We start from the raw sequence: 24,740 nt of genomic DNA on the forward strand, positions 1-24,740 counted from the left end.
TTTGTGATGGTAGACAGGTTGCGCTACGGGGGAGCGCGGGCGCGGGGCACTTGGGTATCGTCACCGGCGGTTGTGTTCACCCTGAACCGTTCGGTGAGTGAGGTTTTCAGTGATTTTCCCGGAGAAGCGGCTGTTGGCGCGGATCGTGCTCGGGCCGGTGGCCGCGATGGCCCTGGTCGGAGCGGTGGTTTCGTGCTCCTCCGATGATTCGTCGTCGGCCGGTGCTGTCGCGGTGGGGTCGTGCGTGGAGGTCAGTGACAACGCTGCCGACGCGATGAAGGCGACGGTCGGTGACTGCTCGTCGGCGAAGTCGAACTACCGGATCGTGAAGGTCGGGGCGGACTGCGCCGCCGACAACGCCGCGTTCAACGGCACGGTCGGGGACGCGAAGAGCACGCTGTGCCTGGCGCCGAATTTCGCCGAGGGCAGCTGCTACGCGGAGGCGGGGAAGCGGCCCGCGGAGTCGGTCGACTGTACGGCGGCCGAGGCTTCGTTCAAGGTGGTCAAGCGGATCGACGGGCAGACCGACGAACTGCTGTGTGGCGCGGACGCCACGCAGTTCCGGACGGTTCCCGACCCGAAGACGACCTTCTGCCTGGCCAAGCCTTAATCGAGCAGGGCCACCGACGCGATGCGGTGGAGGGTGAAATGGCGGGTCGCCCCGCTCACCGGGTCCACCGCGTCCAGTTGGCCGTTGCCTACCCGCAGCGGCTCGACCACCCGCTGGGTGGCCACGCCCTGGGCGTCCACGTAGCCGATGTTCACCGGTCGGCCGACCCTCGCCGCCAGCTGGAGCAGCGCGAGGGTGGCCGCGGTGCCGGTGCGGGTGCCGTCGGTGCGCACCGAGCGACCGGTGCGGGCGCCCGCGGCGCGTTCGCCCGCGCGGAGTTCGGTGACCAGCTGGGCGAGCTGGTCGTCGTTCGGCGGGGTCGGGCGGTAAGGCCTGCGGGCCAGCGGGCGGACCGAAATCCGCGCGCCGCGGGGACGCAGGTCCACGATGGTGCCGCCGGAATCCTCGCCCGCCGGGGCGAAGCCCGCCTTGCGGAGCTGGTCGAGCATCTCGGCCAGGGGCGCCAAGGCAATCGCCACGGTGGGGGCGATAGCGCGCAGCGCCAGGGTTTCGGCCACGGGCGCGGCGAGGACCTGGGCCAGCAGCGCCGGATCGTCGCTGCGCAGGAACGACTGGGCCATGCCCACCCTGAGCTGGCCGTGGCGACGCGCGACGTCGTCGATGAGATAGGTCAGCGACTGCGGCACGGGGGTGCGGGAGTGGGTGGCGAACAACGCGTGCAGTTCGGCGGCGGTGAGGCCGGCGTCGAGCGCGCGGCGGACCGTGGCGTCGCTGACCCGGTACACGGTTGCGGCGCCCGCTGATTCGACATCGGCGACCAAGGCGATCTTGGCGCGCAGTTCCGGTACCAGCGGACCGGGGGCGATCACCGTGAGGTCGGCCTGGACCAGGACGTGGTCGACCGGTTTCGGCAGCGCCGCGGCCATTTCCGATTCGGCGTCGGCGACAGAACCGTGCAGCAGGGCCCGGCCCGCCGAGTCGAGGGCGCCACGGCCGAGCAGGCCGACGACTGCCGCCTCGGCGAGGGTCGCGGTGACGGCATCGAGGCGGAAATGCCTGCGCCGGCGTGGCATTCGCCAAGCCAGCAGTTTGCCGATGTCGGCGGGAGTCACCGCGGTACCGGTCGGATACTCGGCGAGCAGGCCGAGGATCGCCGCACGATCGCGCACCGCATGGGGCACGCGCAGCTCCGCGGACAGGGCCGCGATCGGCTTGTCGGCGGCGTCGCGCAGGCCGATCATCCACGGCATCCGATCCAGCTCCAGCCACGCCTGCGCGAGTGTCACCCAGCGGGTCGCGGGCGGGGCGTCGAGCCAGGAATCCGCGGCGGGCGTCGGGGCCCAGAAGTCGTCGGTGGAGTCGAGGTCGGGGGTCGGTTCGGGCAGGCCCTTCTCGACGAGTTTCGCGGCGGCCAGCAATTCGAGCAGCAGGCCGGTGCGTTGTTCGTCGATGCCGGTCTGCTTGGCCAGCCTGCGCAGTTCGCGCACGCCGAGTCCGCCCGCGCGCAGGGCGGGGGCGGGCAGCGCGCCGAGCGCGTCGATCAGGTCGCCCGCGTCGCGCAGCAGTTCGCCGACCTCACCCGCGCCGACGGCGTTCACCTCGGTGGCGGCGTTCTTGACGAGCGTGGGTTTGGGTGGGGCGAGCGCGTGCGGGTCGGTGACGGGTTCGCCGCGCAGAATCTGGCCCACGGTGACGGGCAACTCCACGGTCTCGTCGTCGATCCGGTGCAGCAGCCGGGCGGCGAGCAGGCGCGGCACGGGCCGGTCGGGATCGGTGCCGGGTGCGGCGTCCCTGGTGCGACCGCGGGGGCCGGTGGTGGCGAGTTTGTCCAGCAGCGCGCGTTCGGGCGGGCTCGCCGTAGCCAGCGCGGCCGTTACCTCGGGCTCGGTGAGCGCGTCGGGCAGCGCTGTCGTCGCGCCCAGCGGCCAGGGCAGGGCTTCGGCGGCGCTGGGTGTGAGGTCGAGGTCGTCGCCGATCTGCCATACGAGGGCGCGGTCGAGCAGGCGGGTCAGCGCGGCGGTGAGCGCGGTCTTGGTGACGCGATCCTTGAGCTGCGCGTGCAGAGTGGTGCGAGTCAGCGGCGTGAGTTCGGCGCCGATCGTGCGGGCGTCCTCATTGGCTGTCAGCGCCTCGATGATCGCGAACTCGAGGGTGTCCAGATCGTCGGCGGCACGCAACACCGATGCGCGCTGCTGAGCGCGCACGGCGAGCACCGACATCGACGCGGGCAGCGGTACCGCCAGGTCGGGCCGCAACTGCAGCAATTTCACCAGCTGGGCATCGGTGCGCGCACCGAGCCAATCGGCGAGAGAGTCTGTCGCGATCACCGATCGAGCCTACGTGGTTGGGTATGCCAGAATGAGCCGGTGGTGAACAAATCGAAGAAACCCTACGTCGACAACGGCTGGCCCGAGGTGGCCGACGGCGAGCACGCCGTGACCGAACTGTCGTCGACCCGCGCCGGTAATCTCTCGCCTTTCGGTGAGGACACCGAGTTTCCCGTCCCGGCCGCGACGCTGCCGTACGTACACCCCCAGACCACCATCAACCGGGTGTAATTCGGACGAGAAAGACAAGAGCCCGCATCCTCGAGGATGCGGGCTCTTGTTGTGTATGCGGGCGATCAGGAGGGCAGCAGACCCTTGTTCGCCTGGAAGAAGTCGATCACGGCCGGGTCCAGCTGAGAACCCTTGGCGGAGTTGACGAAGTCGAGAGCCTGCTGCGGCACGGCGATGCCCTGCTGCTGCACGACGGTGAGTGCGCGGTCGACGGCCGAGAACACTTCCTGGCTCGGATCCTGGACCTGCGGCACGGTGACCTGCGGGGCCCAGCTCGGCGCCGAGGGAGCGACACGCTCGGACGGTCCGCTGCTCAGACCCAGCTGCGAGGAGCAGGAGGGCCAAGCGCCCCAACCCTGGGAAGCGAGAACCTTTTCGGCGACCACGATCTGCTGTTCGCGGGTGGCCTGGTTGGCGGAGGCGGCGTAGTCGCCACCGCCGTGTGCGGTCCAGGTGGAGGGCGAGAACTGCAGCCCACCCTGGAAACCGTTGCCGGTGTTGATACCCCAGTTGCCGCCGGCTTCACACTGTGCGAGGCGATCCCAGTCGGAGTCAGGGGCCGCGCTGGCGTTTCCTGCGAGGGCAGCGGCTGCGGTGCCGAAGATCGCGCCGGTGACGGCGACCTTGGCAGCAGTGCGCCCGGTGGAAGTCGGCTTGCGGTGGCGTCCACTCATATCGGGTTTCTTCCTCTCGTTCGCACCTGCATGTGGCCCGGACTGAGAGGTCTCCCGGTCCGCCCTCATCCCTTGTTTCCAATCGGGGTCCGGTACCCGCGGGGTGAGGTTCGGTGCGGCGGGCCGGTGGTTCCGGGGGTTACCCCGGCTGAGAGAAACGGTACGACGGTCAGCGGCGAATGTCACTATTTGGTAACCGGCGGGTCCCGGTGGGTCTCGGGGTCGTCTCAGGGTGATCCCTGATGTGTCCGCGCAGGTAGTCGCGGTGCCGAATGTGCGCGACAGCTGTGCGCTCACTTCGTGACCGCGCCGTTATGTGACGAAGGTCACATGTTTGGCTGGATGATATTCGGTGGGGTATTCGGTTGACGCGTCAACGCGCGCGTCGGCCCGACCACAACGCGAAAACCAGCGCGAGCAGGAAGCCGACGGGTGCGAGCATCGCCAGGCCGTAGAGCCACAGCCCCGGATCACTGTCGGACACGATCGGCGTCACGAAGATCGCGATCACCGCCAGAATTCCGGTACCGAACAGGACGAGGGCCACGTGCAGCAGGCGATCGCCGGAGCGTCGCGGACCGGGCGAGGCCGGATCTGGTGAATTCGTCACCGATGAACCGTAAAACTGATGTGCTCGCGATATAGCCACCGGGGTAGACTCGCAGCACATCGCGTCCCGCCTTGTTGGGGGGCGCGTTCTTTTCGCGACAAGCAAGATTGTGTAACCCGGGCCACAAGGGTTCGGGTGCCGAATGATGAACGGGTGAGCGCAGTGCCGACCGGCCGGGTGAAGTGGTACGACGTCGAGAAGGGCTTCGGCTTCCTGTCTCAAGACGAGGGCGAGGACGTCTATGTCCGCTCGTCCGCGCTGCCCGAGGGCGTCGAGGGACTCAAGCCCGGACAGCGTGTCGAATTCGGCATGGCCGCCGGTCGCCGCGGGCCGCAGGCGCTCAGCGTGACGGTGCTCGAGGCGCCGCCGACCGTCGCCCGCGATCGTGACCGTGGGCAGGCGCCCGCGCGCAAGGACGCCGGGCCGCGCAAGTCGCCCGACGAACTGCACGGCCTGGTCGAGGACATGATCACGCTGCTGGAGAGCACCGTGCAGCCGGATCTGCGGCGGGGCAAGTACCCGGATCGCAAGATGTCCCAGCGTATTTCCGAGGTCGTGCGGGCCGTGGCTCGCGAACTCGACCACTGACGGTTTCGCGAAACCGGCCCCGAACGAATGTCGTTCGGGGCCGGTTCCGTTTCGGGCTCAGGACTCGCGAGGTTCGGGCTCGGGAGTGACGATCGACCAGGCGGCGTGCGGGATATAGCTTTCCTGCCCGGTGGCGATGTCACGGGCCAGGATCGGCAGCTGCACTTCGATGCCGATCAGACGCAGGCCTGGTTCCGGCTTCGACTCGATGGTGAGTGCCCTGGCGCGGTCCGGGTAGTCGGCGAAGCTGAGCACCCGGTCCAGCTGCTCGCCGCTGGGGCGCTGGTAGATCAGCTGGATGAGCCAGGGCGATTCGGCGACCGCGTCGGGCAGCGAGAGCTGTACGGGTTCACCGGCGGGGACCTCCAGCGGCGTGGTCTCGCCGTACCGGCAATTCTCCATCCGCACCGTGCAGTACATGAACGGGTCGACAGTGATGGTCGTGCCGTGCGCGTACGCGGTGAGCTGCGGGGTGTTCGCGGGCGCCTTCGATACCGCCACCCCCACCCACACCGCGGTCACCGCGACGACCGCGAACAGTCCGGCCGCGACCAGCGCGACGATCGTTCGAGCGTTGAGCTTGCTCACCAGGTGGGGTCTCCTGTCCCTCTCGGATGGGTGTTGGGCACTTCCTGCTCGACGTGCTGGGGGCGATTGCCGCCCAGACCCGGCAGCAGCGAGTGCCCGGTATAGCTGACGAACGTCTGGAGCAGTCCGGCCAGCAGGATCACGCTGATCAAGGCGAAACCCTTCCAGTATTCGATCGGCATCAGCACGCCGGCCGCCCCGCCGACGACCCAGCTCAGTTGCAGCACGGTCTCCGAGCGCCCGAACCCGGACGCGATCGATTCCGGCGGGAGATCGTCCTGGATGGCGGCATCGAGGGAGACCTTCGCGAGCGCGCTGGCCGCGGAGGCCACCAGTGCGGCTACGGCGGCGCCGAACAGGTTCCCGGTGAACGCGGCGAACAGCGCGACCACCGCGCACGCGCCGGTGCAGCCGAGCACCACCGGCGACGGCCTGCCCAATTGCAGCCGGGCGCCGGTCGCGTTGCCGCCGAAGTTGCCGATGGCCGCCGCGGCGCCGACCAGGCCGAGCATCGCCGCCTGTTCGCTGGGACTGCCGCCCGATCCCTTGGCGACGAAGGCGATGTAGAAGGTGAGGAAGCCGGTGAGCACGCGAATCGAGCTGTTGCCCCACAGGCCGGTCACCACGGCGCGGCCCAGCGGCTGACGCCGTTTGCGCGGCGGTACCGCGGACTGCTCGCCGCGGTGGATGACCTCGGTGTGCGCGTCGGGGCCGTGGTAGGTCAGCGTCGCGGGGACCTCTCCCTCGGTCACCTCGACCCAGCGCGGAATACGCAAGCTGAGGAACACACCCGCGACGGCGATGCCGGTGGCGAAGATCAACGCGCCGGTGGAACCCGCGATCAGGGCGGTGAGCGCGGCCAGGGCGCCCGCGCCGATGGTGCCGCCGACCAGGCCGAACACGGTCAGCCGGGAATTGGTACGCACCAGGTCGATATCCGGTGGGAGCACGCGTGGCGTCACCGCGCTCTTGAGCACGGCGAAGGATTTCGAGCCGACCATCATGCACAGGGCCAGTGGATACAGGCCCCAGGTGTCGATGTTGAAGATCAACAGCAGCGCGAAGCCCGCGCGCAGGCCGAAGGTCGTCGCCAGCGCGAGCCTGCGTCCGCGTTGCAGCCGGTCGAGCAGCGGGCCGATCAGCGGCGCGATCAGCGCGAACGGCGCGATGGTGATCAGCAGGTACAGGGCCACCTTGGTTTTGGATTCGGCGGTGGCGCTGGCGAAGAACAGGGTGTTGGCCAGGGCGACCGCGATCGCGGCGTCGAGCGCGAAGTTCGCCATGGTGGCGTAGGTGAGCGCGGTCAGGCCGGACTGGTCGGCGCCGTCGGCCTTGGCGGCGCGCTGGAAGGTGGCGATGCCGCGTTCGGTGAGTTCGCGGCTGCGCATGGCGGCTACGCGGGTGACGGTGAGTTTCCGGGGGACGCGCTGGTTGACCTGGTCGTCGACGCCTTCGTCGCGAGGAAAGGGACGGGTACCCGCCGGGCCGGTGTCGTCCCCGGGGAGGTCGGAGCGTCCTTGCTCGTCGCGGGGTGCCGGGGGTCGGCCCCGATCGTCGACCGGCGGCCCGTCGTGCGGATGCTCGGCGCGTGGCGCGGCCGGTCGGCCCCGATCGTCGAAGGGCGGACGCCGCTTCGGGTAGTCGTCCGGTGTGCGTCCGGCGGGCGCCGCGTTCGGCACGGGCGCGGTCGGGGCGGCCGGTTCGACGGGGCGGTGGCGTCGGAACAGGCTTTTCGACCGGACCGTCGGCGGCTCGGCGGGCAGCGGCCGTTCGGGCCGGGGGAAGACCTTGCGCGGTGCGCGCGGCGGGTACTGCCCGTAGCCGGGGTGTGGGTCGGCGGCAGTACCGTCCCGGCGACCACGGTCAGGACCGGATGGATCGCGGGGCGTAGTCACAAGTCCAATTCTGTCGCACTCGGGCGGCGCGTGTTCACTCGCGCCGCGGCAATGTCGGCCACACCCGGGTTATTTCCCGACGAAACGCACTTCGAACATGCGCGGCCAGTACTTGCCGGTCAGCAGGAACCGATCGGTGCCGGGCAGGTGAGCGATGCCGTTGAGCACATCGGCGCCCGCCCGTTCGGCGGGGGTGAGCAGTCCGCCCGCCTCGATGACGGCGAGAATCCGGCCGGTCTCGGGATCGATGTGCAGAATCTCGTCCGTCGGGTAGTTGTTCGCGTAGACCGTGCCGTCTTCCGCGCAGTCCAATTCGTTCGGCTTCGGATCGCGGTAGCCGGACAGCGTCACCGAACCGGTCTGCGCGAAGGTCACCGGGTCGCGGAAGGTGAGCGTGCCGGTGCCGTCGCTCATCACCAGCCGCTGTGGCTGTGCGCACAATCCCCAGCCCTCACCCTGATAGTCGGCGCGACCGGTCTCGGCCAGGGTGACCGGGTCGCGGGCGATGGCGAAACCGTCCTGCCAGGTCAACTGCCACACGATCGCGCCCGCCCTGGTCATGCCCTCGCCGAACACGCGACCAGGCAGGTCGACGCGCGCTGTTTCGGCGCCCGTGCGCTGGTCGGCGGCCCGCGCGGTCGACACGCCCCACATTCCGGTGCTCTCGTAACGGACGCCGTCGACCACTTCCAGACCCTGGGTGAAGGCCTGCGGATCGTGCGGTGACGAGCCGATCACTTCGACTCGTAACCGCGTCGGTCCGGGCTCCTCTGGACCGCTACAAGCCCCCGCGCCGAGCACACTGACCAGCACTGCGACGGCCAACGAACTGCGATTGCACTTCATACGGCAAAATGTATGCCGTGAGCGCAGTATCTGTTTCGGAGTCCGGCGTGCGTCCCGTTCTGGCCGACGCGGCCGAGGTCGCACGTCGTGCGCTCGTCGCGTTGGAACCCGACGGGGTAGGAGTCCATCTGGGGGTGAGCGCCGAGGACGACACCGCGGCCACCCACCGGTTCGAGGCGACCCTGCCCGGCTACCGCGGCTGGCAGTGGGCCGTCGTGGTCGCCGCGCCCCCCGGCGCCGACCACGCGACGGTGAGCGAGTCGGCGTTGCTGCCTGCCCTCGACGCCCTGATCGCCCCCGACTTCGTCCCGTGGGAACAGCGGGTCCGCCCCGGCGACCTCGGCCCCGGCGACCTGCTCGCCGCCCCCGCCGACGACCCCCGTCTCGTTCCCGGCTACGTCGCCACCGGCGATCCGGTGATCGACGAGGTGGCCCGCGAGGTCGGCCTCGGCCGCGTCCAGGTGCTCAGCCTTGAAGGCCGCGCCGACGCCGCCCAGCGCTGGTTCACCGAGTTCGGCCCCGACACCGAGATGGCCAAGGCCGCCCCCGGCACCTGCGGCATGTGCGGCTTCTACCTGCCGCTGGCCGGCGCCCTGCGCGAGTCCTTCGGCGTCTGCGGCAATGCGATGGGTGCCGACGGCCACGTCGTCCACATCGAATACGGCTGCGGCGCCCACTCCGACGTGGTGGCACCCAGCGGCAACGGATCCCCGCTGTACGAGGCATTCGACGACCACGCGGTGGATTTCGTCGAGATCGTCCGCCCGGCTGTCGAGGACGCGATCGACAAGGCCACATCCCAGACCGCTGGCGCGGACTCGGCAACAGAGGCCGCGGCCGAGACGTCTGCCGACGCCCCGGCATCAGCGGTCCCGGCGACCGGCGCTGACTCGGCATCAGCGGCTGCGGCCCCGACGACCGGCGCTGACTCGGCATCAGCGGCTGCGGCCCCGGCGACCGGTGAAGACTCCGCGTCGGAGACCGCGTCCCAGGCGACGGCCGAAGTGTCGGCCACAGTGGTCGACCAGGTCGAGGCCGAGCCTGCCGGCGCCGACCCCGCGACGGCGGTCGTGGAGGTTGTCGCCGAGACTTCCGCCGACCCGGCGATCGAGGTCGTGGAGGTAGCGGCCGAAACGGTCGCCGCCGTCCCGCCCACCTCGGACCCCGAGACCGAGCCGAGTTCCGCGGACTCGTTGACCGAGGTCGGCGAAGCCGCGGCGGAGCGGGCAGGCGACCGGCAGGAAACCGCCGAGGCCGAAGCGGTCGCCGCCGCGGACGCTGAGCGTCACGCGCTCACCGAAGGCGCCCTGCCGGAGTCGGCCGATGAGGTCGTCACCGCCGAAATCGCCTCGGACACCGGGGTTCTGACCGAGACTGTTTCGGCCGAACCCGCCGTCGAGGCAGAACTCGCCGTCGGCGACGAATCAGCCACCGCTGAGACCTCGGCCGCTTCGGATGCCGAGAGCTCATCGGGCGCATCGGACGAGGTAGCGACTGCTGCCGACGCGGTCGCGGAGGCTGCACCTGCCGCCGAGACTGTGTCGGGCGTGGAGGCTTCCGTCGAGGGTGAGGCTGCGGTGTCGGGCGCGGAGGCTTCCGTCGAGGGTGAGGCTGCGGTGTCGGGCGCGGAGGCTTCCGTCGAGGGTGAGGCTGCGGTGTCGGATGCGGAGGCTTCCGCTGAAGGCGAGGCCGCGGTTTCGGGCGATGCGGGATCCGGCGAAGCGGCGGAGTCGGCTGATCTGAGCGAGCACGGATCGTCGGTGTCGCGCTGAACGGAGCGGGTGACCCGTTCGGTACCGCGGAGCTGCGGGCCGGAGTACTTGCCGCGTGGCGGGATTCGCCGACGCGGTTACGCGAGGACAGTGCCAGCGAGGCGGATCTGGTGGCCGCGGGCTACCGGGATCGGCTGCTCACCGAGCTCGCGCAGAACGCGGCCGACGCCGCGGCCAAGGCCGGTGTCGCGGGTGAGCTGATCGTGCGGGTGCTGGACGGGCGGCTGCACGTCGCGAACACCGGTGCGCCGCTGAGTGTTTCCGGCGTGCACGCGCTGACGGCACTGCGTGCCTCCGGAAAGGCGGGCGCCGCCCAGGTCGGTCGCTTCGGTGTCGGCTTCACCGCGGTGCGGTCCGTCGGCGACGAGATCGAGGTCCGCTCGACGACCGGATCCCTGCGCTTCTCCCGCGTCGCCACGCTGAACGCCTTGCACGACACGGGCATCGGCATCCCCGACAACCTGACGACAATCGCGCCCCCGGTCCTGCGCCTGGCCTGGCCGGTGCCGACCACCCCACTCGCGGGCACCGACACCGAGATCGTCGTACACCTGCGCGACGACGTCGACCCCGCGGCCCTCCTCGACGCCATGCGAGCCGAGGCCCCCGACCTCCTCCTGGAACTACCGGCCCTACAGCGCATCCGTATCGACACGGACGAATTCACCAGCGCGGTAACTGTTCTCGCCACCAACGCCCAACCTGCTGACGCTATTCGTTCCAACGCCGCCCAGACAACCGACGCTACTGCCGCCGCCTCCACAGACGCCGCCGCCGTTGACGCTGCCGTCGATGCGACCGCCACAGCCGCGGCCGCAGACGCCGCTGCCGCTGCCGCTGCCGCTGCCGCTGCCTCCGCCGCTGCCTCCGCCGCTGCCGCTGCCGCTGCCGTCGACGCGACCGCCACAGCCGCGGCCGCAGACGCCTCCGCCGCTGACGCTGCCTTCGACGCGACCGCCACAGCCACAGCCACAGCCACGGCCGCCGCAGCCGCAGCCGACGGACGTGACGCCCCACGCGAGCTCGACGCTAACGTGTCCCACGCCGACTGCCCCGGCACCCTCTCCCAGCTGACGATCACCCTCCCGTCCGGCGCGCGCCGAGTGTGGTGGCAGTACCGCACTCCCCGAGCCCGCTGGCTACTCCCACTCCGTCACGGTCGCCCCGTCGCGACTGGCCCGGATGTCCTGCGCGCCCCGACTCGATCCGACGAGGAACTCTCTCTCCCCGCGATCCTGGTCGCCGATATCCCGATGCAGCCCGACCGCCGCCGCCTCCTTCCCGGCGCCCGCATCGCCGAATTGGCCTCCGGATACGCGGATTTCGCCCGCGCGCTGCCGCCCCGGGACCGTCTCGTCCTGGTCCCCACGCCCGGCTTCGCCCGCAGCGAAGCGGACGCGATCCTCCGCGAAGCCGTGATCGCCGAGCTTCGTACCAACCCTTGGCTCCCGGTGTGCGCCACGCGCGAGCAGGCCACAGCCGATCCGTCGGACTTCCCGGAGCCCGGCTCGCCGGCTTCATCTGAGAATCTCCACCCGCCAGGACACTTCGGAACCGACGATGCCGGGCAGAACAGCGCTCCCGACCTCGGGGACCTCTTCGCGTCGGACGAACCAGGCACACCCGGCCATGGCGTCACGACACGATCAGGGCGCGGCGCGTCGGCTTCGGATGACCTGCCGGATCTGGCGGCTCTCTTCGCATCCGACGATGCCGAAGCGACCGGCGGCGATGGATCCCCTCTCGCCTCGGGCGAATCCGCACCGCACAGCGATCCTTTCGCCCCGGAAGAGCCCACCTACGAACCGGTCGCAGCGGACGCGCCGTGCAGCACACCCACCCGCGCGAGCGTATTTCCCGATCTCACACCGGAATTGGCCGCGATCCTCGCCGAGATCACCGGACCGCTGGTGATTCCGGAGCTGTCCGGCCGTGCCGGTCAGGACAAGCTGGCGGTGCTCGATGTCCATCGGCTCGGACCGGCCGCGGTGGCCGAGCGGACGAGCGGACTGGAACGTGAACCACGGTGGTGGCGGCGGTTCTACGCCGCCCTGGAACCGTTCGTCGTCGATACCAGGACCGCCGAGGAATTCGGCGCGCTGGCCGTGCCGCTGACCGACGGGCGGCTGGTCACCGGTCCGCGGACCGTGGTGCTCGATGATCAGCTCACGGTGGCCGTGCCGGTGCACTGGGCGCGCCTGGTGCACCCGGACGCCACGCACCCGCTGCTCGGTCGGCTGGGGGCCCGCAGCGCGAGTTCGGATGACCTGCTCACCGATCCGGCCCTGCGCGATCTGCTCGAGCAGGATCCGGCCGACCCGGACACGGTCGCCGCGGTGCTCCAGCTGGCGCCCTTCGCCTCCCACGGCTCGTTGCCCGACTGGCTCGGCCTGCTCGAATTGCCCGACGAAACAGGCGAGCTGAGCCCCGCCGACGAACTGCTGCTGCCCGGCGCCCCGCTCGCCGAGGTCCTGGCATCCGACGCCCCCTTCGGCACCGTCGCCGACGCTGCCGTCGCCGAGTACGGCGAGCAGGCCTTGCGCGCGATCGGTGTCGGCTGGGGTTTCGCGGTGCTCACCGATCCGGAACCGGTCGGCCCCGATCACGACCTCGACGCCGAACAGTCCTGGTGGGACAGCCTTTCCGAAGACCCCCGCGAGCTCGTCGCGGTCCGCGATCTCGACCTGGTCGACGAAGACCGCTGGCCGCAAGCGCTGCGCCACTTGCTGTCCGAGCCGCGCACCCGTGCCCTGCTGGCCGATCGCGACGGCTACACCGCCTGGTGGTTGCACCGCCACGCCCAGATCGACGGCATTCCGTTGGGCCGGCTCCACCACCCCGACGACGACGAATTCGACGGACTTCTACCGGTATTCGCGGCTGTCGGCATCGAAGGCCCCGATCTCGATGCGCTGCGCCCCGTTCTCGTGCGCCCGGACATCATGTCCGCCGCGCTGGCCGAGGAACTCCTCGACGCGCTGGCCGATCCGTCGAAATCCCCTGCCCCCGAGGTGATCGCCCGAACCAATGCCCGTCTGGCCGCCGCGGTCGCGTCCGGCGTCCTCGATCCGCGCGAACTGGATCTGCCCGAGCAGATCCGCGCACTGTCCGGCGACGTCGTCGACGCGAGTACCGCCATGGTTCTCGACCAGCCCTGCTTCGGCCTCGTTGTCCCGCCGGAACGCCTCGTGGTCGGCGACACGGCACACGCGGACGCGTTGGCCACCCTGCTCGACCTTCCGCTGGTCTCGGCGGAGGTCAGTGCCGAGGTGCTCGGCACCGGTCGCCGAAGTACCTGGGCCGCGCAGCCTTTGGGTGTGGTGCTGCGTCAGCTGTGGTCGCCGCAGGACGTCACCGGGGAGCTGGTGCTGCACGAAACCCTCGAAGTGCATCTGCGCGGGGCGATCTCGGGCACTGTCCACGTCCCGTGGTGGTGCGAGGGCGACGTGACCCACGTACAGGCGCCGCGCGGCTGATCTATTCCGCGTGCGTGGCGACCATCTCGGCGAGCAGATCGAGCTGAACCTGCACGGACTCGCTGTCGTCATCGACCAGCCACCGCAGCACGATCCCGTCGATCACATTGAGGATGAACCGGCTCAGCGTCGCCACCGGCGTGTTCCACCGCGTCTCGGTCGCCTCGCTGCAATGGTTGATCACATCGGCGACGGTGCTGTCGTTGAACCCGTACTGCTCGCGGGCGATCGCCAGCTTGGCCGGCGTCGATTCGCCCTCGCGCAGCGCGTAGGTGGTGGTCTCGTAGGTCAGCAACTGCCGTTCGGGAGTGGCTTCGATGTTGCGCCACATCAGTTCCAAACCGCGGCGCACCAATTTCTGAAGTGCTTCTTTTCCTGTTCCTGCGTCTTCCCATACCGTTTCATCGGCATCGACGGAATCGCGCAATTCCATCGAGAGCGCTTTGACCAGCTCGGTCATCAGCGCGTCCTTGTTTTCGAAACAGTAATGCACCACACCTAGCGAGACGCCTGCCGCTTGGGCGACATCGCGCGTGGTCACGCCCGCCACGCCCTTTTTCTCGGCGAGACCGATCGCTGCCTCGATCAGGTGGGCTCGTCGTTCTTCGACGCTCAATCGGGAGGACACTGTGCGAGTTAAGCGCTCACGCCACGAACAGTCAATTCGCCGGTCCGCCAGAAAATCCTGGACATTTGACCAGTTGATGTGGTTGTCTCCGAAATGGAAGTTGCGAAGGAGTCGCCCGATGTCCCTGTCCCGCCGCACTATGCTCACTGTCTCGGCACTGGGTGCCACGGCACTGCCCATCATCTCGCAGAGGGGAATGCCGGTCGCCCACGCGAATCCCGAGGGATTCGAATTCGGGCTCGGTAGCGCCGATCTCACGGGCCCGGCCGCGGAATGCGGCATGATGGGCTACTCCCAACTCGAACAGACAACCGCGGGAATTCATCTGCGCCCACGCGCGCGTGCGTTCGTCATCGGTGCGCGCGGATTTCGGATCGCGTTCGTCGCGGTGGAGAACGGCGCGGTGTTCGCCTCGGTGCACGGCGCGGTGCTGCTCGCGCTCGCCCGCCGTTTCGGTGACCGGTATTCCGAGCGGAATGTCGTTCTCACCTCCACGCACACCCACGCCAGTTGTGGCGGTTCCGCGCACGACTACGCCTACACGCTGGCGACGCTGGGATTTCAGCAGCAGGTCTTCGACGCCGAGGTCGACGGAATCGTCGAGGCGATCGTGGCGGCCGACGCGGACTTCGCGCCGGGCGCCATCAGCTTGGGGCGCGCAGAACTCCACGACGCCAGTGTCAACCGCTCGCGCGTGGCCTTCGACCGCAATCCGGCCGCCGATCGCGCGGTCTTCCCCGACGCGATCGACCCCGCGGTGACCACGTTGGTGTTCGCCAGACAAGGTCGTCAGGTCGGCGCGCTCACCTGGTTCGCCACCCACAACACCTCGATGACCAACGCGAACCGCCTGATCAGCTCCGACAACAAGGGCTACGCGAGCTACGCCGCCGAACACCTCGAGCACGGCGTCCGCCACCTCGACGGCGCCGGTTTCCTCGCCGCGTTCGCGCAGACCAATGCCGGTGACATGTCGCCCAATCTCGGCCTCACGCCCGGCAACGGACCGACCACCGACGAGTTCGACAACACCAGGATCCTGGGCGAACGCCAGCATCACGCGGCGAAAGAGGCGGCGGCGCAGGCCGCCGTACAGCAGGCCGAGGTCGCCTCGATGCTCTGCTACATCGATCTCGCCGCGCTCACGATCGACGGCCGCTTCACCCCCGACGGCGCCCCGCGACGCACCTCCCCGGCCGCGGCGGGCGTCTCGCTGGCGGCGGGCAGCGTCGAGGACGGTCCCGGCCTGCCCGGCGGCCCGATCCCCGAAGGCGTGCGCAATCCGATGGTCGACTTCCTCGGCGGCATCGACCACCCGCACCCCGCCTGGCTCGCCGACGCCCAGGCGCCCAAGGCGATCTTCGCCCCGCTCGGGCTGATGCCGCCCGTACCGTGGGTTCCGAATGTGGTGCCGATCCAGCTGATTCGCATCGGTGACCTGTATCTGGCCGCCGCGGGCGCGGAATTCACGATCGTCGCCGGGCTGCGCGTGCGCCGCGCGGTGGCGGCGGCGCTCGGCGTCGAGCTGGAACAGGTGCTGCTACAGGGCTATTCGAACAGCTACCACGAATACGTCACCACCCCCGAGGAATACGACTCGCAGCAGTACGAGGGCGCTTCGACGCTGTTCGGCCGCTACACGCTGTGCGGGTATGTGCAGGAATTCACCAGACTGGCAGCGGCGTTCGCCGCGGGTCAGCCGGTCGGGCGCGGTCCGGCGCCGCGCGATGTCTCCGCGCTGCAACCGAACTTCGCCGCCGCGTCAGGGCCCGACGCGACCCCGCCCGGCCGTGGTTTCGGTGACGTCCTGATCCAGCCGACAGCCTGTCGACGCGGCGAACAGGCGGCTGTCGAGTTCGTCTCGGCCCATCCGAAACACAATCCGCGCCGCGGTGACACCTTCCTGCACGTGCAGCGAAAGACCGCGACGGGCTGGGATCGGGTGGCCAACGAAGGTGAATGGGACGTCCGCTTCCACTGGCGCACAGCGGGCGCCTCGGTCTCGATCGCCCGCTTCACCTGGGATATCCCCGCGACGGCCGAACCCGGCGTGCACCGATTCGTGCACTACGCCGACGTACTGGGCGCCGACGGCACGCTTCGCCCGGTTCTCGGGACCAGCGACGAATTCGCGGTGAGTTAGTCGGTGTCGAGGCCCACCTGGGCGCCCTTGTCACCGCGCCGCGCGGAACGCCGCTGCAACAGGAAGATCGACGACCCCAGCACGCCCACCACGAGCCCCATCAGGCACACCGGGCGGGCATCGGCCCAGCTCGCGTTCATCCACACGACCGCGGTCGCGATGACCCACAGGGCGAAGCCACCCAGCACCACGGGGCGTGGATCGACCAGGAATCGGGGCAGTTGCGGTATCTCGGGACTGACAGGTCCGGCGTCCATACCCAAACAGTAGCCGTGTGAAACCCGTCAGCACAGCCGGATTTACCGTAGAGTTCTGCACTGTGACAATGCCATCGGACGTCCGTGCCCTGGCCGGTGACCTTTCACTGGCCGTCGTGCGGCTCACGAGACACCTGCGCGGACGCCGTTCCGATGCGCAGATCTCGCTTACTCAGCTGTCGGCCCTGGCGACGCTGGCTCGCGATGGCGCGATGACGCCCGGCGCGCTGGCAGGCAAAGAACGCGTGCAACCACCGTCGATGACCCGTGTCATCGCCTCGCTCGCCGACCTCGCCCTGGTCCAGCGCCGCCCGCACCCGACCGACGGCAGGCAGATCATCGTCTCGCTCTCGCCCGCCGGTCGCGCGCTGATTGCCGACGAGACCAATGCCCGCGAGGTGTGGATGACCGGTCAGCTCGCCGGACTGCGCCCCGAGCAGATCGCGGTGCTCGGGGAAGCCGTCGGCATCATGAACCAGATCGTCGCCGAATCGGAGTGATCAGCTCGATTGCCGCGCCGCGTCGGCCGAGACCACGTCATGGCCGAGCGGGAACAGCGACAGCGGCACCAGCTTGAGATTCGCCCAGGCGAACGGCAGACCGATGATCGTCACCGCCAGCGCGATGCTGGTGAACACATGGCCCAGCGCCAGCCACCAGCCCGCGAAGACGAACCAGATCACGTTGCCGATCAGCGAGCCCGCACCCGCACCGGGTTTGTCGACGACGGTGCGGCCGAACGGCCACAGCACGTACCCGGCCAGGCGTAGCGAGGCGATCCCGAACGGGATGGTGACGATCAGGATGAAACAGATCAGTGCCGCGAGCAGGTACCCCAGTGCCATCCAGAACCCGCACAGCACCACCCAGAGCACGTTCAAGATCAACTGGACAATCTTCATGCTTCCAGCATGCCAGGATTAGCCGGTGGCCGAAGTGATCGATATCGACGACCCCACCGACCCGCGCGTCGACGACTTCCGTGACCTGTCCAATGCCGACCGCAGGCCGGATCTGCCGGGCCGAAAAGGCCTGGTCATCGCCGAGGGCGTAGTGGTGGTGCAGCGGATGCTCGACTCGCGTTTCGCGCCCAGCGCCCTGCTCGGCGTCGGGAAGCGCTTCGAGACCCTCGAAGGCGATCTGGCCGATCGCGATCTGCCGTACTACCGCGCGAGCGCGGAGGTGATGGCCGAGGTGGTCGGCTTCCATCTCAATCGCGGCGTACTCGCCGTGGCGCCGCGTCCGGCGGAGCTCACCGTCGACGAGGTGCTCGACGGCGCCCGCACGGTGGCGGTCCTGGAGGGCGTCAACGACCACGAGAACCTGGGTTCGATGTTTCGCAACGCCGCCGGGCTCGGCGCGGACGCGGTGCTGTTCGGCGACCGGTGCGCCGATCCGCTCTATCGGCGGGCGGTACGGGTGTCGATGGGGCATGTGCTCCGGGTGCCCTTCGCGCAACTGCCGCAGTGGCCGGCGAGCCTGGACCTCGTGCGGGACAAGGGTTTCCAGATCATCGCGTTGACGCCGAACCCCGCGGCGGTGAATCTGGCGACGGCGATGACGGGGGAGAAGGTGGCGCTGCTGCTCGGCGCCGAAGGGCCCGGCTTGACCGAAGAAGCCATGCGCGCCACCGATGTTCGCGCGCGCATCCCGATGTCACCCGGAACCGATTCGCTCAACGTCGCGACCGCGGCGGCGATGGCGTTCTACGAACGAGTGCGCACGTCATGAGCAAGGAGTGTGAGGGACCGTATCGGGCGCAAGCGGATTCGGTGCCATGGGCGGCCGGCTGCACCGTGGTCGTGCTGGTCGCGCTGCTCGGCGGGGTCGCGGTCTACGCCTTCGGCTGCGCGCTGGCCGCGGTCAATCCGCTGCTGGCGATCGGGGTGAACGTGGTGGCGGCGATCGGGGTGGCGCCGACCGCGTGGCGGTGGCGGTTCACGCCGGTGGTGCGGTGGGTGCTGGCCGGTGCGGCCGCGGCGGTGGTGCTCGGCTGGATCGCCGTGATCATCTACCAGCTCAGCTGACGCTCACAGCACCCGATCGGCACCGCGCAACCACCCGAAGAGCCCGCGCTTGCGCCGCGTCGCCGCCCCGGGACGACCGACCGGCACGCGCTTCTGCTCCGGTGCCTGGCCTTTCGGATACAGCGTGAAACCGCAGACCGGCAGGTCGCCGGGGGTGAGTCGGCCGGAAGCGGCCGAGGTCAGGTAGCGGAAACCGAGCCATTCGTCATTGGCGGCGTCGGCGAAATCCGGTGGATCGAACGGCAGCGACTGGGGTTCGGGATGGTCCGAACTCCGCCACGGCACCGGATGCTCTCCCGCCCAGAAGGTGCGCTCCCACACCATCGGGAGTCCTTCGTTCTCGAGAATGTCCACCCGGGTGGAACTGAACGACCGCCGGAATTCGCCACGTTCCCAATGCGCGAACGCGCCCCAGTGCAGTGTCGTGTCGTAGGACACCAGGTAGGTGTGCTCGGAAGCGAGCGGGCGCACCAGCAGATCGGGCAGCTTCGTCGGATGGACCAGCGCGGCCTCGGCCGTACACACCACGGTCAATCCGGGATAGCACCCGATATAGACCTCGTCCCGATCCGGTGCGGCGCATCCGGCGAGCGTCCCGACCATGTGCGGCCGAACGTCGTGGTCGCCGTACAACTGCCCGGCCAACGCCGCCGCCGCGACAGGATCAAACTCGATAGTTCCGGTCAGCACCGCCACCGGATCAGGCGTATCGACATACCAGAGCGTAGAAGCCACTGTCCCGCCTCCCTGTCCCGCCTCGCTGTCCCGCCTCCCTGTCCCGCCTCGCTGTCCCGCCTTCGCTGTCCCGCCTCTCCGTGTATTCAAGCCAGACTCAGGTGGGTGGCTCGATGGCGTCGGCGGCTGACGGTTGGCGGACGTGGTACGTCAGTTCGTTCCCGGCGAGTTACCCATGTTCTTGCGAGATATGGCAATCGGGCCCGTGAGCGTCCGCATGCTTTCAGTTGCCGGAGCTACGGACGCCGAGCAGAACGTCTTCCCATGACGGCATGGGCGCCTTGCCGCGCTTGGTGCGCGCGGGCTTCGGTGCGGGCTTCTCGGCTACCGGCTCCTCGGCGGGCTTGTCCGCTTGCGCTGCGGGCTGGCTCGGCGTGGCGGGAACAGCGGGCTTCGGGGCGGCGGGCTTGGGCGCGGCGGGGATCGGTGCAGCGGGGATGGGTGCGGCCGGAATCGCCGCCGTGCCACCGCCTGCGGCGACCTGACGCTGCTCGTAGTACTCGTCCACGTTCGGCGCAGGCCGGCTCTGCGGACGCGCCGCGGGCGCGGCGATCTGCTCGCGCGGACGCGGCTCCACCGGGGTCGGCGGTTCGAGCACCGGCGAGGCGGCGGGAACCGGCGTGGGCAGGATCGTCGCCAGCCCACGCAGCGCGCGGCCGAAGTCGGGATCGATCAGGTCGTTGGCCGGGTCGTCGAGCGGCGACACCGAGCCGCCGTGCGCGTCGGGCTGGTAGCGCCAGTGCGCGGCGATCTCGGAGTGACCGTGGCGCCACTGCAATTGGGCGACCCAGAAACCCTTCTCGTCTTTCCAGGCATCCCACTCGGCCTGTTCGATGGTGTGGCCGCGCTCGGCGAAGGCTGCCGTGACGATCTCGTGCAGCGTTTCCACCGAGGGGCCGTCGGGACGCACCGGGTGCGCCTTCTGCGCCAATTCGGCGGCGCGCGCACGCTCGAGCAAGACGGGGTAGGCGAATCGTTCGACTTTGGATTCCGGCATGCCGGACTCTGCCGTGACCTGCTCGACGGACGCTCCAGCGCGAATACGGGCCTGGATATCGCGAGGACGCATAGTCGCCTCCGTTTCGATCTCGATCTGGCCGAATCGTGCGAGGTCGCCGCGCGCCGCCGCGCGGAGCTTGTCGTCGGCGGGCAACCGGAACTTGGTACCGGACTCGGTGTCGCTGCACACGATGTGCGTGGAGTCGGGCGTCACCCCGATCACTCGAAGTTCACGCACCGTTACCTCCCTATCGCGTCGGCTACGACACCGCCCACTTTCCTAGACAGTAGTGCACATTACTTGGCCGCCGCAGCAGACACGCACGACTTAAATCGCGCACCAGCCGTGCCCAGGGGGCTAATCTGAGCGGCTCACCACCCGAATTCAGCTTGTGTGCAGGGGTTTTGGTGATAGATCAACATCAAATATCGATACCGAGATCTGTCGAAACTCGGCGAATATTGCGAATGTGTGCAGTCCGAACAAGAAGGGCCGGTGCGCGGCGAACCGAATGGGTTCACCGGGCACCGGCCCTATCGCGGTCTTATCTCAGAGCTGACCGACGACCCAGTCGATCGAACGGGTCAGCTGCGAAACATCTTCCGGGTCGATCGCCGGGAACATGCCGACGCGCAGCTGGTTACGGCCCAGCTTGCGGTAGGGCTCGGTGTCGACGATGCCGTTGGCGCGCAGGATCTTGGCCACCTGGGCCGCGTCGATCGCGTCGTCGAAGTCGATGGTGCCCACGACCTGCGAGCGGTGCGCCGGGTTCGACACGTACGGGGTGGCGAAGGAGCTCGACTCGGCCCACGAGTACAGCCGCGAGGACGAATCCAGGGTGCGCTTCACGGTCCAGTCGAGGCCGCCGTTGGCGTTCATCCACTCGATCTGGTCGGCGAACAGCAGCAGGGTCGCCAGCGCCGGAGTGTTGTAGGTCTGGTCCTTGGAGGAGTTGTCGACCGCGATCGGCAGCGACAGGAACTCCGGGGTCCAGCGACCCGATTCCTTGATCTCGGCGACGCGGGCCAGCGCGGCCGGGCTCATGATCGCGATCCACAGGCCGCCGTCGGCGGCGAAGCACTTCTGCGGGGCGAAGTAGTACACGTCGGAGTCGGCGATGTTCACCGGCAGACCGCCCGCGCCCGAGGTGGCGTCGATGGCGATGAGGGCGTTCTCCGAACCGGCCGGACGCGACACGGGGATGGACACGCCGGTGGAGGTCTCGTTGTGGGCCCAGCCGATGAGGTCGACCGAGGGGTCGGACACGGGCTCGGGCGCGCTGCCCGGCTCGGCCTTGACGACGATCGGGTCGCCGATGAAGGGGTTGCCCTTGGCCACCGAGGCGAACTTCGAGGAGAACTCGCCGTTGGTCAGGTGCAGCGAACGCTCGCGGATCAGGCCGAAGGCGGCGGCATCCCAGAACGCGGTGGTGCCACCGTTGCCGAGCACGACCTCGTAGCCGTCGGGCAGGGAGAACAGCTCGCGCAGGCCGTTGCGCACGCGCGCGACGACGTCCTTGACCGGCTTCTGGCGGTGCGAGGTACCGAACACCGAGGCGCCGACAGTCACCAGGGACTGCAGCTGCTCCGGGCGGACCTTGGACGGGCCGCAGCCGAACCGTCCGTCGGCGGGCTTGAGGTCGGCGGGAATGGTCGGGAACGCACTGGTCATGGGGGCGAGTTTAGTGGTCGGCCGAAGCTCGTACGCGCACGGGGGCGGGGTCGGGAACCGGCTGTGAGACGGCCCACTCGTGTTCGCCGGGGGATCCTCAGGACACGCCGGTCATGAAGTCGACCAGCCCGAACGGCGCGCTGTCGCCGATGCACAGGTCGAGGATGCGGTGCGCGTCCGAGGCCGCCTTCGCGCTGCGGGGGAACAGGGCCGCTTCGTAGGCGGTGAGTGCCGCTTCCCGGTCGCCGGGGTGCGCGGCGAGCGCTGCGGCGAGTTCGGCACCGTCGAGCATGGCGAGATTGGCGCCCTCGCCCGCGGGTGGCGCCAGGTGCGCGGCATCGCCGAGCAGGGTCACGCCGGGCACACGGTCCCAGCGGTGGCCGGTGGGCAGCGTGTTGATCGTGCGCGCGACCGGCGGGGTGTCGCCGTCGGTGATCAGTGCGGTGAGCTCGGGCGCCCATCCGTCGAATTCGGCCGCAACCCGGGCGAGCGCGGCAGTGGGGTCGGTGAAGTCGATGCCGTCGAGCCAGTCGGCGGGGCGGGCGAGTTCGGCGTAGGTGTGGATGACATCGCCCGCCTCGCGGTGCGCGGAGATGCCGTTGCCCGGTGCGAGCGCGAACATGCCACCGTCGCCGACCACCGCTGCCGCCGCCGGGTGCCGGTTGTCCACGTCGTAGAGGTAGGTCTCGACGAAGACGGCGCCCGCGTATTCGGGTCGCGCCGTCGAGAGCAGCGGGCGGATCCTGGACCAGACGCCGTCGGCGCCGACGAGGAGCTCGGTGCGCACGATCGAACCGTCGGCGAACGTCAGCTCGTGGTGGCCGTCGCCGAGGGTGGCGACTTCGGTCAGTTTCCGGCCCCACTCGACCGTGCCCGCGGGCAGGCTGTCGAGCAGGACGCGTCGCAGATCGCCGCGCAGGACTTCGGGCCGTTCGGTGCCGCCGTCGTCGGGCTCGTCGAGGAGCAGCTCCCCGTGGCGGTCGAGGATCCGGGAGGCCGCGCCGCCCTCGTGGATGATCGCGCGGAACTCGGCGGTGAGGCCCGCCGCGGCGAGTGCGAATTGGCCGTCGTGTTCGTGGATGTCGAGCTGGCCGCCCTGGGTGCGAGCGCCCGCCGACGGCTCGGCCTCGTAGACCGTCGCGGCGATGCCGTGGACGTGGAGGACTCTGGCGAGCGTGAGGCCGCCGAGGCCGGCGCCGATGATCGTGACCGGTGTCGTCATAGCGATTTCCTTTCCTATTCTGGAACGTCGTTCCATAGACCTAGTTTGGAACGATGTTCCAGAAGTGTCAAGATGGTGTGCATGGCGACACGTCCCCCACGGGCCACCCGACGCAGCGACGCGCTGTCGAAGCAGCGGATCGTGGACGCCGCGATCGAGATCCTCGACGCCGGTGGCGAGCGCGCGCTCACGTTCCGTGCACTGGCTTCGCGTCTGGAGACCGGCAGCGGGGCGATCTACTGGCATGTCGAGAACAAGAGCGATCTGCTCGCCGCCGCGTCCGGCGGCGTCATCGCCCGGGTCCTGGCGAGCTCGGACGACAGCGTGGAGCCCTTCACCGCGATCCGTGCCGTCGCGCTCGGGATGTTCGACGCGATCGACGCCCATCCGTGGGTGGGCGCCCAGCTCGTCCAGGAGCCGTGGCAGCTGGCGATGGTGCAGATCTACGAGCGCGTCGGCGCGCAGTTGCGGATACTCGGCGTCCCCGAGCCGTCGCTGTTCACTGCCGCGTCGGCGCTGGTGAACTACATCCTCGGCGTCGCCGGGCAGAACGCGGCGAACGCTCGACTCGCTGTGCACGAGGGCGACCGCTCGGCGTTCCTGCGGTCCGTCGCCGCCCGCTGGACACAGCACGACCCGGCGGAATTCCCGTTCGCCCATCAGATCGCCGAGCAGCTGCGCGAGCACGACGATCGCGAACAATTCCTCGCCGGAATCGACTTCGTTCTCGCCGGGATCGCCGCCCTCGGCTGACCGCGTGGATGCGGTGAGTGCGAGGAATTTGCCCTTGTGCGAAGGGCGTTCGCATTACCCTTCTGCCATGAGCCTCGTTGTGGCCGACTCGGGTCGGACCCTGCTCGACCGGTGTGTGTGGGCTTTCGGCCGGCGGCCGGGGTTGCTGTCCGAGGGAGCGCGGCGGGAACTACTGATCAGGGGGCTGCCCGCGATGGCGAGCGTGCTGTCGATACGGACGCGCCGGGGGGAGGGTGGCTATCGGTTCAGCGTGCGGGTGTCGGTGCCGGGCGAGCTGGCCTACGACGCGCGGGTCCGGCAGCGGGTGCGTAGCCAGGACCTGGAGTGGATGCAGACCGGCGACGTGGTCGGCTGCCGGGTGGACCCGGGGGACCGGGAGCGAGTGGTGCTGTTCGTGCCAGAGGCGCCGGAGTCGGGGCGCAAGGCCGCGGCCAAGATTCTGGCCAACGGGCGGCGAGCGGAGGCCATCGTGCTCGCGGTGGCGCCCATCGCGGCGGATTACACCGGACGCGACGATCCGGTGCTCCGGCTCGATCTCGAGATGCGGGCCTGGGACGAGCCGTTGCCGTGGCGGGTGCGGTTGATTCAGCCGGTGCCGCTCGCGGCGGTCGGCCAGATCGAACTCGGAACGCGCTTGGAGGCGGCGTTCTTCACCGTCGACCGAGGGGCCTCTGTCGCGATCGATTTCGCGGCGTTGACGCGCTGAGCGCGCCGGTCGCGTGACGC

General features: G+C 69.5%; 23 protein-coding genes and 1 pseudogene. 11 read left to right on the top strand and 13 right to left on the bottom strand.

The window, feature by feature from the left end; genetic code table 11:
- Window positions 1-97: 97 nt before the first annotated feature.
- Window positions 98-610 (top strand): LppU/SCO3897 family protein, encoded by a 513-nt coding sequence (locus tag ACWGCN_RS06070; RefSeq protein WP_378990514.1) that lies wholly within the window; start codon window positions 98-100, stop codon window positions 608-610.
- Here ACWGCN_RS06070 and ACWGCN_RS06075 read toward each other — a convergent pair.
- On the bottom strand, window positions 607-2,898 hold the full coding sequence (locus ACWGCN_RS06075) for a helicase-associated domain-containing protein (RefSeq protein ID WP_452459403.1): 2,292 nt from the start codon (window positions 2,896-2,898) through the stop codon (window positions 607-609). The two genes, ACWGCN_RS06070 and ACWGCN_RS06075, sit on opposite strands and share 4 nt — an antisense overlap.
- A gap of 39 nt (window positions 2,899-2,937) precedes the next feature.
- Between ACWGCN_RS06075 and ACWGCN_RS06080 the strand changes: the two genes are divergently transcribed.
- Complete coding sequence (locus ACWGCN_RS06080) at window positions 2,938-3,129, top strand: hypothetical protein (protein ID WP_056818634.1); 192 nt, start codon at window positions 2,938-2,940, stop codon at window positions 3,127-3,129.
- A 65-nt stretch (window positions 3,130-3,194) separates the two neighbouring features.
- Here ACWGCN_RS06080 and ACWGCN_RS06085 read toward each other — a convergent pair whose 3' ends face one another.
- Window positions 3,195-3,803 (bottom strand): transglycosylase family protein, encoded by a 609-nt coding sequence (locus ACWGCN_RS06085; RefSeq protein ID WP_452450012.1) that lies wholly within the window; start codon window positions 3,801-3,803, stop codon window positions 3,195-3,197.
- A gap of 373 nt (window positions 3,804-4,176) precedes the next feature.
- Entirely contained in the window at window positions 4,177-4,413 is a 237-nt protein-coding gene (locus tag ACWGCN_RS06090; RefSeq protein WP_378990511.1) for a hypothetical protein, read from the bottom strand.
- 162 nt (window positions 4,414-4,575) lie between these two features.
- Between ACWGCN_RS06090 and ACWGCN_RS06095 the strand changes: the two genes are divergently transcribed.
- On the top strand, window positions 4,576-5,001 hold the full coding sequence (locus tag ACWGCN_RS06095) for a cold-shock protein (protein WP_358071059.1): 426 nt from the start codon (window positions 4,576-4,578) through the stop codon (window positions 4,999-5,001).
- 57 nt (window positions 5,002-5,058) lie between these two features.
- On the opposite strand, the gene ACWGCN_RS06100 is transcribed toward ACWGCN_RS06095, so the two are convergent.
- The 3 genes from ACWGCN_RS06100 to ACWGCN_RS06110 form a co-directional block, all read right to left on the bottom strand.
- Complete coding sequence (locus ACWGCN_RS06100; RefSeq protein WP_452459402.1) at window positions 5,059-5,589, bottom strand: DUF2771 domain-containing protein; 531 nt, start codon at window positions 5,587-5,589, stop codon at window positions 5,059-5,061.
- Entirely contained in the window at window positions 5,586-7,484 is a 1,899-nt protein-coding gene (locus tag ACWGCN_RS06105; RefSeq protein WP_452459401.1) for an MFS transporter, read from the bottom strand. Before ACWGCN_RS06105 ends, ACWGCN_RS06100 begins: the two co-directional genes overlap by 4 nt.
- 69 nt (window positions 7,485-7,553) lie before the next feature.
- Entirely contained in the window at window positions 7,554-8,330 is a 777-nt protein-coding gene (locus ACWGCN_RS06110; RefSeq protein ID WP_452459400.1) for a glutaminyl-peptide cyclotransferase, read from the bottom strand.
- Between the two features lie 8 nt (window positions 8,331-8,338).
- Between ACWGCN_RS06110 and ACWGCN_RS06115 the strand changes: the two are divergent.
- Window positions 8,339-9,086: pseudogene (locus tag ACWGCN_RS06115) on the top strand (DUF3027 domain-containing protein); the annotation flags it as partial.
- Window positions 9,087-10,134: 1,048 nt separating this feature from the next.
- Window positions 10,135-13,578 (top strand): sacsin N-terminal ATP-binding-like domain-containing protein, encoded by a 3,444-nt coding sequence (locus ACWGCN_RS06120; RefSeq protein ID WP_452459883.1) that lies wholly within the window; start codon window positions 10,135-10,137, stop codon window positions 13,576-13,578.
- A 1-nt stretch (window position 13,579) separates the two neighbouring features.
- On the opposite strand, the gene ACWGCN_RS06125 is transcribed toward ACWGCN_RS06120, so the two are convergent.
- On the bottom strand, window positions 13,580-14,344 hold the full coding sequence (locus ACWGCN_RS06125) for a TetR/AcrR family transcriptional regulator (RefSeq protein WP_378990507.1): 765 nt from the start codon (window positions 14,342-14,344) through the stop codon (window positions 13,580-13,582).
- On the opposite strand from ACWGCN_RS06125, the gene ACWGCN_RS06130 reads away from it, so the two are divergent.
- On the top strand, window positions 14,325-16,349 hold the full coding sequence (locus ACWGCN_RS06130; RefSeq protein WP_452459882.1) for a neutral/alkaline non-lysosomal ceramidase N-terminal domain-containing protein: 2,025 nt from the start codon (window positions 14,325-14,327) through the stop codon (window positions 16,347-16,349). The two genes, ACWGCN_RS06125 and ACWGCN_RS06130, sit on opposite strands and share 20 nt — an antisense overlap.
- On the opposite strand, the gene ACWGCN_RS06135 is transcribed toward ACWGCN_RS06130, so the two are convergent.
- Window positions 16,346-16,606: a DUF2530 domain-containing protein gene (locus tag ACWGCN_RS06135; protein WP_379313841.1), complete on the bottom strand. Its 261-nt coding sequence runs from the start codon at window positions 16,604-16,606 to the stop codon at window positions 16,346-16,348. The two genes, ACWGCN_RS06130 and ACWGCN_RS06135, sit on opposite strands and share 4 nt — an antisense overlap.
- A 68-nt stretch (window positions 16,607-16,674) precedes the next feature.
- On the opposite strand from ACWGCN_RS06135, the gene ACWGCN_RS06140 reads away from it, so the two are divergent.
- A complete protein-coding gene (locus ACWGCN_RS06140; RefSeq protein WP_378990790.1) occupies window positions 16,675-17,106 on the top strand; it encodes a MarR family winged helix-turn-helix transcriptional regulator in 432 nt (143 codons plus the stop codon).
- On the opposite strand, the gene ACWGCN_RS06145 is transcribed toward ACWGCN_RS06140, so the two are convergent.
- The gene (locus ACWGCN_RS06145; RefSeq protein ID WP_378631982.1) at window positions 17,107-17,508 is read right to left on the bottom strand and encodes a YccF domain-containing protein; all 402 of its coding nucleotides are present in this window, start codon (window positions 17,506-17,508) and stop codon (window positions 17,107-17,109) included.
- Window positions 17,509-17,533: 25 nt separating this feature from the next.
- Here ACWGCN_RS06145 and ACWGCN_RS06150 point away from each other — a divergent pair, with 25 nt between their 5' ends.
- Both ACWGCN_RS06150 and ACWGCN_RS06155 read left to right on the top strand, forming a co-directional pair.
- The gene (locus ACWGCN_RS06150; protein WP_378990503.1) at window positions 17,534-18,337 is read left to right on the top strand and encodes a TrmH family RNA methyltransferase; all 804 of its coding nucleotides are present in this window, start codon (window positions 17,534-17,536) and stop codon (window positions 18,335-18,337) included.
- Window positions 18,334-18,633, top strand: a complete 300-nt coding sequence (locus tag ACWGCN_RS06155) for a DUF2537 domain-containing protein (protein WP_452459881.1) — start codon at window positions 18,334-18,336, stop codon at window positions 18,631-18,633. The genes ACWGCN_RS06150 and ACWGCN_RS06155 overlap by 4 nt, the downstream gene beginning before the upstream one ends.
- Window positions 18,634-18,636: 3 nt before the next feature.
- Here the strand turns inward: ACWGCN_RS06155 and ACWGCN_RS06160 are convergent, their stop codons facing one another.
- From ACWGCN_RS06160 to ACWGCN_RS06175, 4 genes are all read right to left on the bottom strand, one after another.
- A complete protein-coding gene (locus tag ACWGCN_RS06160) occupies window positions 18,637-19,368 on the bottom strand; it encodes a DUF6928 family protein (RefSeq protein ID WP_452459880.1) in 732 nt (243 codons plus the stop codon).
- Between the two features lie 223 nt (window positions 19,369-19,591).
- Window positions 19,592-20,605, bottom strand: a complete 1,014-nt coding sequence (gene sepH / locus ACWGCN_RS06165; RefSeq protein ID WP_378990500.1) for a septation protein SepH — start codon at window positions 20,603-20,605, stop codon at window positions 19,592-19,594.
- Window positions 20,606-20,917: 312 nt separating this feature from the next.
- Window positions 20,918-22,039 carry a phosphoserine transaminase gene (serC, locus tag ACWGCN_RS06170; protein WP_452459879.1) on the bottom strand — a complete coding sequence of 374 codons (1,122 nt, stop codon included), beginning with the start codon at window positions 22,037-22,039 and terminating at the stop codon, window positions 20,918-20,920.
- A gap of 97 nt (window positions 22,040-22,136) precedes the next feature.
- Window positions 22,137-23,261: an FAD-dependent oxidoreductase gene (locus tag ACWGCN_RS06175; RefSeq protein WP_452459878.1), complete on the bottom strand. Its 1,125-nt coding sequence runs from the start codon at window positions 23,259-23,261 to the stop codon at window positions 22,137-22,139.
- An 81-nt stretch (window positions 23,262-23,342) separates the two neighbouring features.
- On the opposite strand from ACWGCN_RS06175, the gene ACWGCN_RS06180 reads away from it, so the two are divergent.
- Together ACWGCN_RS06180 and ACWGCN_RS06185 are read left to right on the top strand one after the other, a co-directional pair.
- Window positions 23,343-24,014, top strand: a complete 672-nt coding sequence (locus tag ACWGCN_RS06180; protein WP_452459877.1) for a TetR/AcrR family transcriptional regulator — start codon at window positions 23,343-23,345, stop codon at window positions 24,012-24,014.
- Between the two features lie 67 nt (window positions 24,015-24,081).
- Window positions 24,082-24,720: a hypothetical protein gene (locus tag ACWGCN_RS06185; RefSeq protein ID WP_378990496.1), complete on the top strand. Its 639-nt coding sequence runs from the start codon at window positions 24,082-24,084 to the stop codon at window positions 24,718-24,720.
- Window positions 24,721-24,740 lie beyond the last annotated feature (20 nt).

Source organism: Nocardia sp. NPDC055050 (assembly GCF_053608345.1).

Coding starts and splice junctions, on each gene's coding strand:
- ACWGCN_RS06185 (WP_378990496.1), top strand. CDS start 24,082: ATGAGCCTCGTTGTGGCCGACTCGGGTCGGACCCTGCTCGACCGGTGT.
- ACWGCN_RS06085 (WP_452450012.1), bottom strand. CDS start 3,803: ATGAGTGGACGCCACCGCAAGCCGACTTCCACCGGGCGCACTGCTGCC.
- ACWGCN_RS06110 (WP_452459400.1), bottom strand. CDS start 8,330: ATGAAGTGCAATCGCAGTTCGTTGGCCGTCGCAGTGCTGGTCAGTGTG.
- ACWGCN_RS06155 (WP_452459881.1), top strand. CDS start 18,334: ATGAGCAAGGAGTGTGAGGGACCGTATCGGGCGCAAGCGGATTCGGTG.
- ACWGCN_RS06135 (WP_379313841.1), bottom strand. CDS start 16,606: ATGGACGCCGGACCTGTCAGTCCCGAGATACCGCAACTGCCCCGATTC.
- ACWGCN_RS06140 (WP_378990790.1), top strand. CDS start 16,675: ATGCCATCGGACGTCCGTGCCCTGGCCGGTGACCTTTCACTGGCCGTC.
- ACWGCN_RS06130 (WP_452459882.1), top strand. CDS start 14,325: ATGTCCCTGTCCCGCCGCACTATGCTCACTGTCTCGGCACTGGGTGCC.
- ACWGCN_RS06180 (WP_452459877.1), top strand. CDS start 23,343: ATGGCGACACGTCCCCCACGGGCCACCCGACGCAGCGACGCGCTGTCG.
- ACWGCN_RS06145 (WP_378631982.1), bottom strand. CDS start 17,508: ATGAAGATTGTCCAGTTGATCTTGAACGTGCTCTGGGTGGTGCTGTGC.
- serC (WP_452459879.1), bottom strand. CDS start 22,039: ATGACCAGTGCGTTCCCGACCATTCCCGCCGACCTCAAGCCCGCCGAC.
- ACWGCN_RS06175 (WP_452459878.1), bottom strand. CDS start 23,261: ATGACGACACCGGTCACGATCATCGGCGCCGGCCTCGGCGGCCTCACG.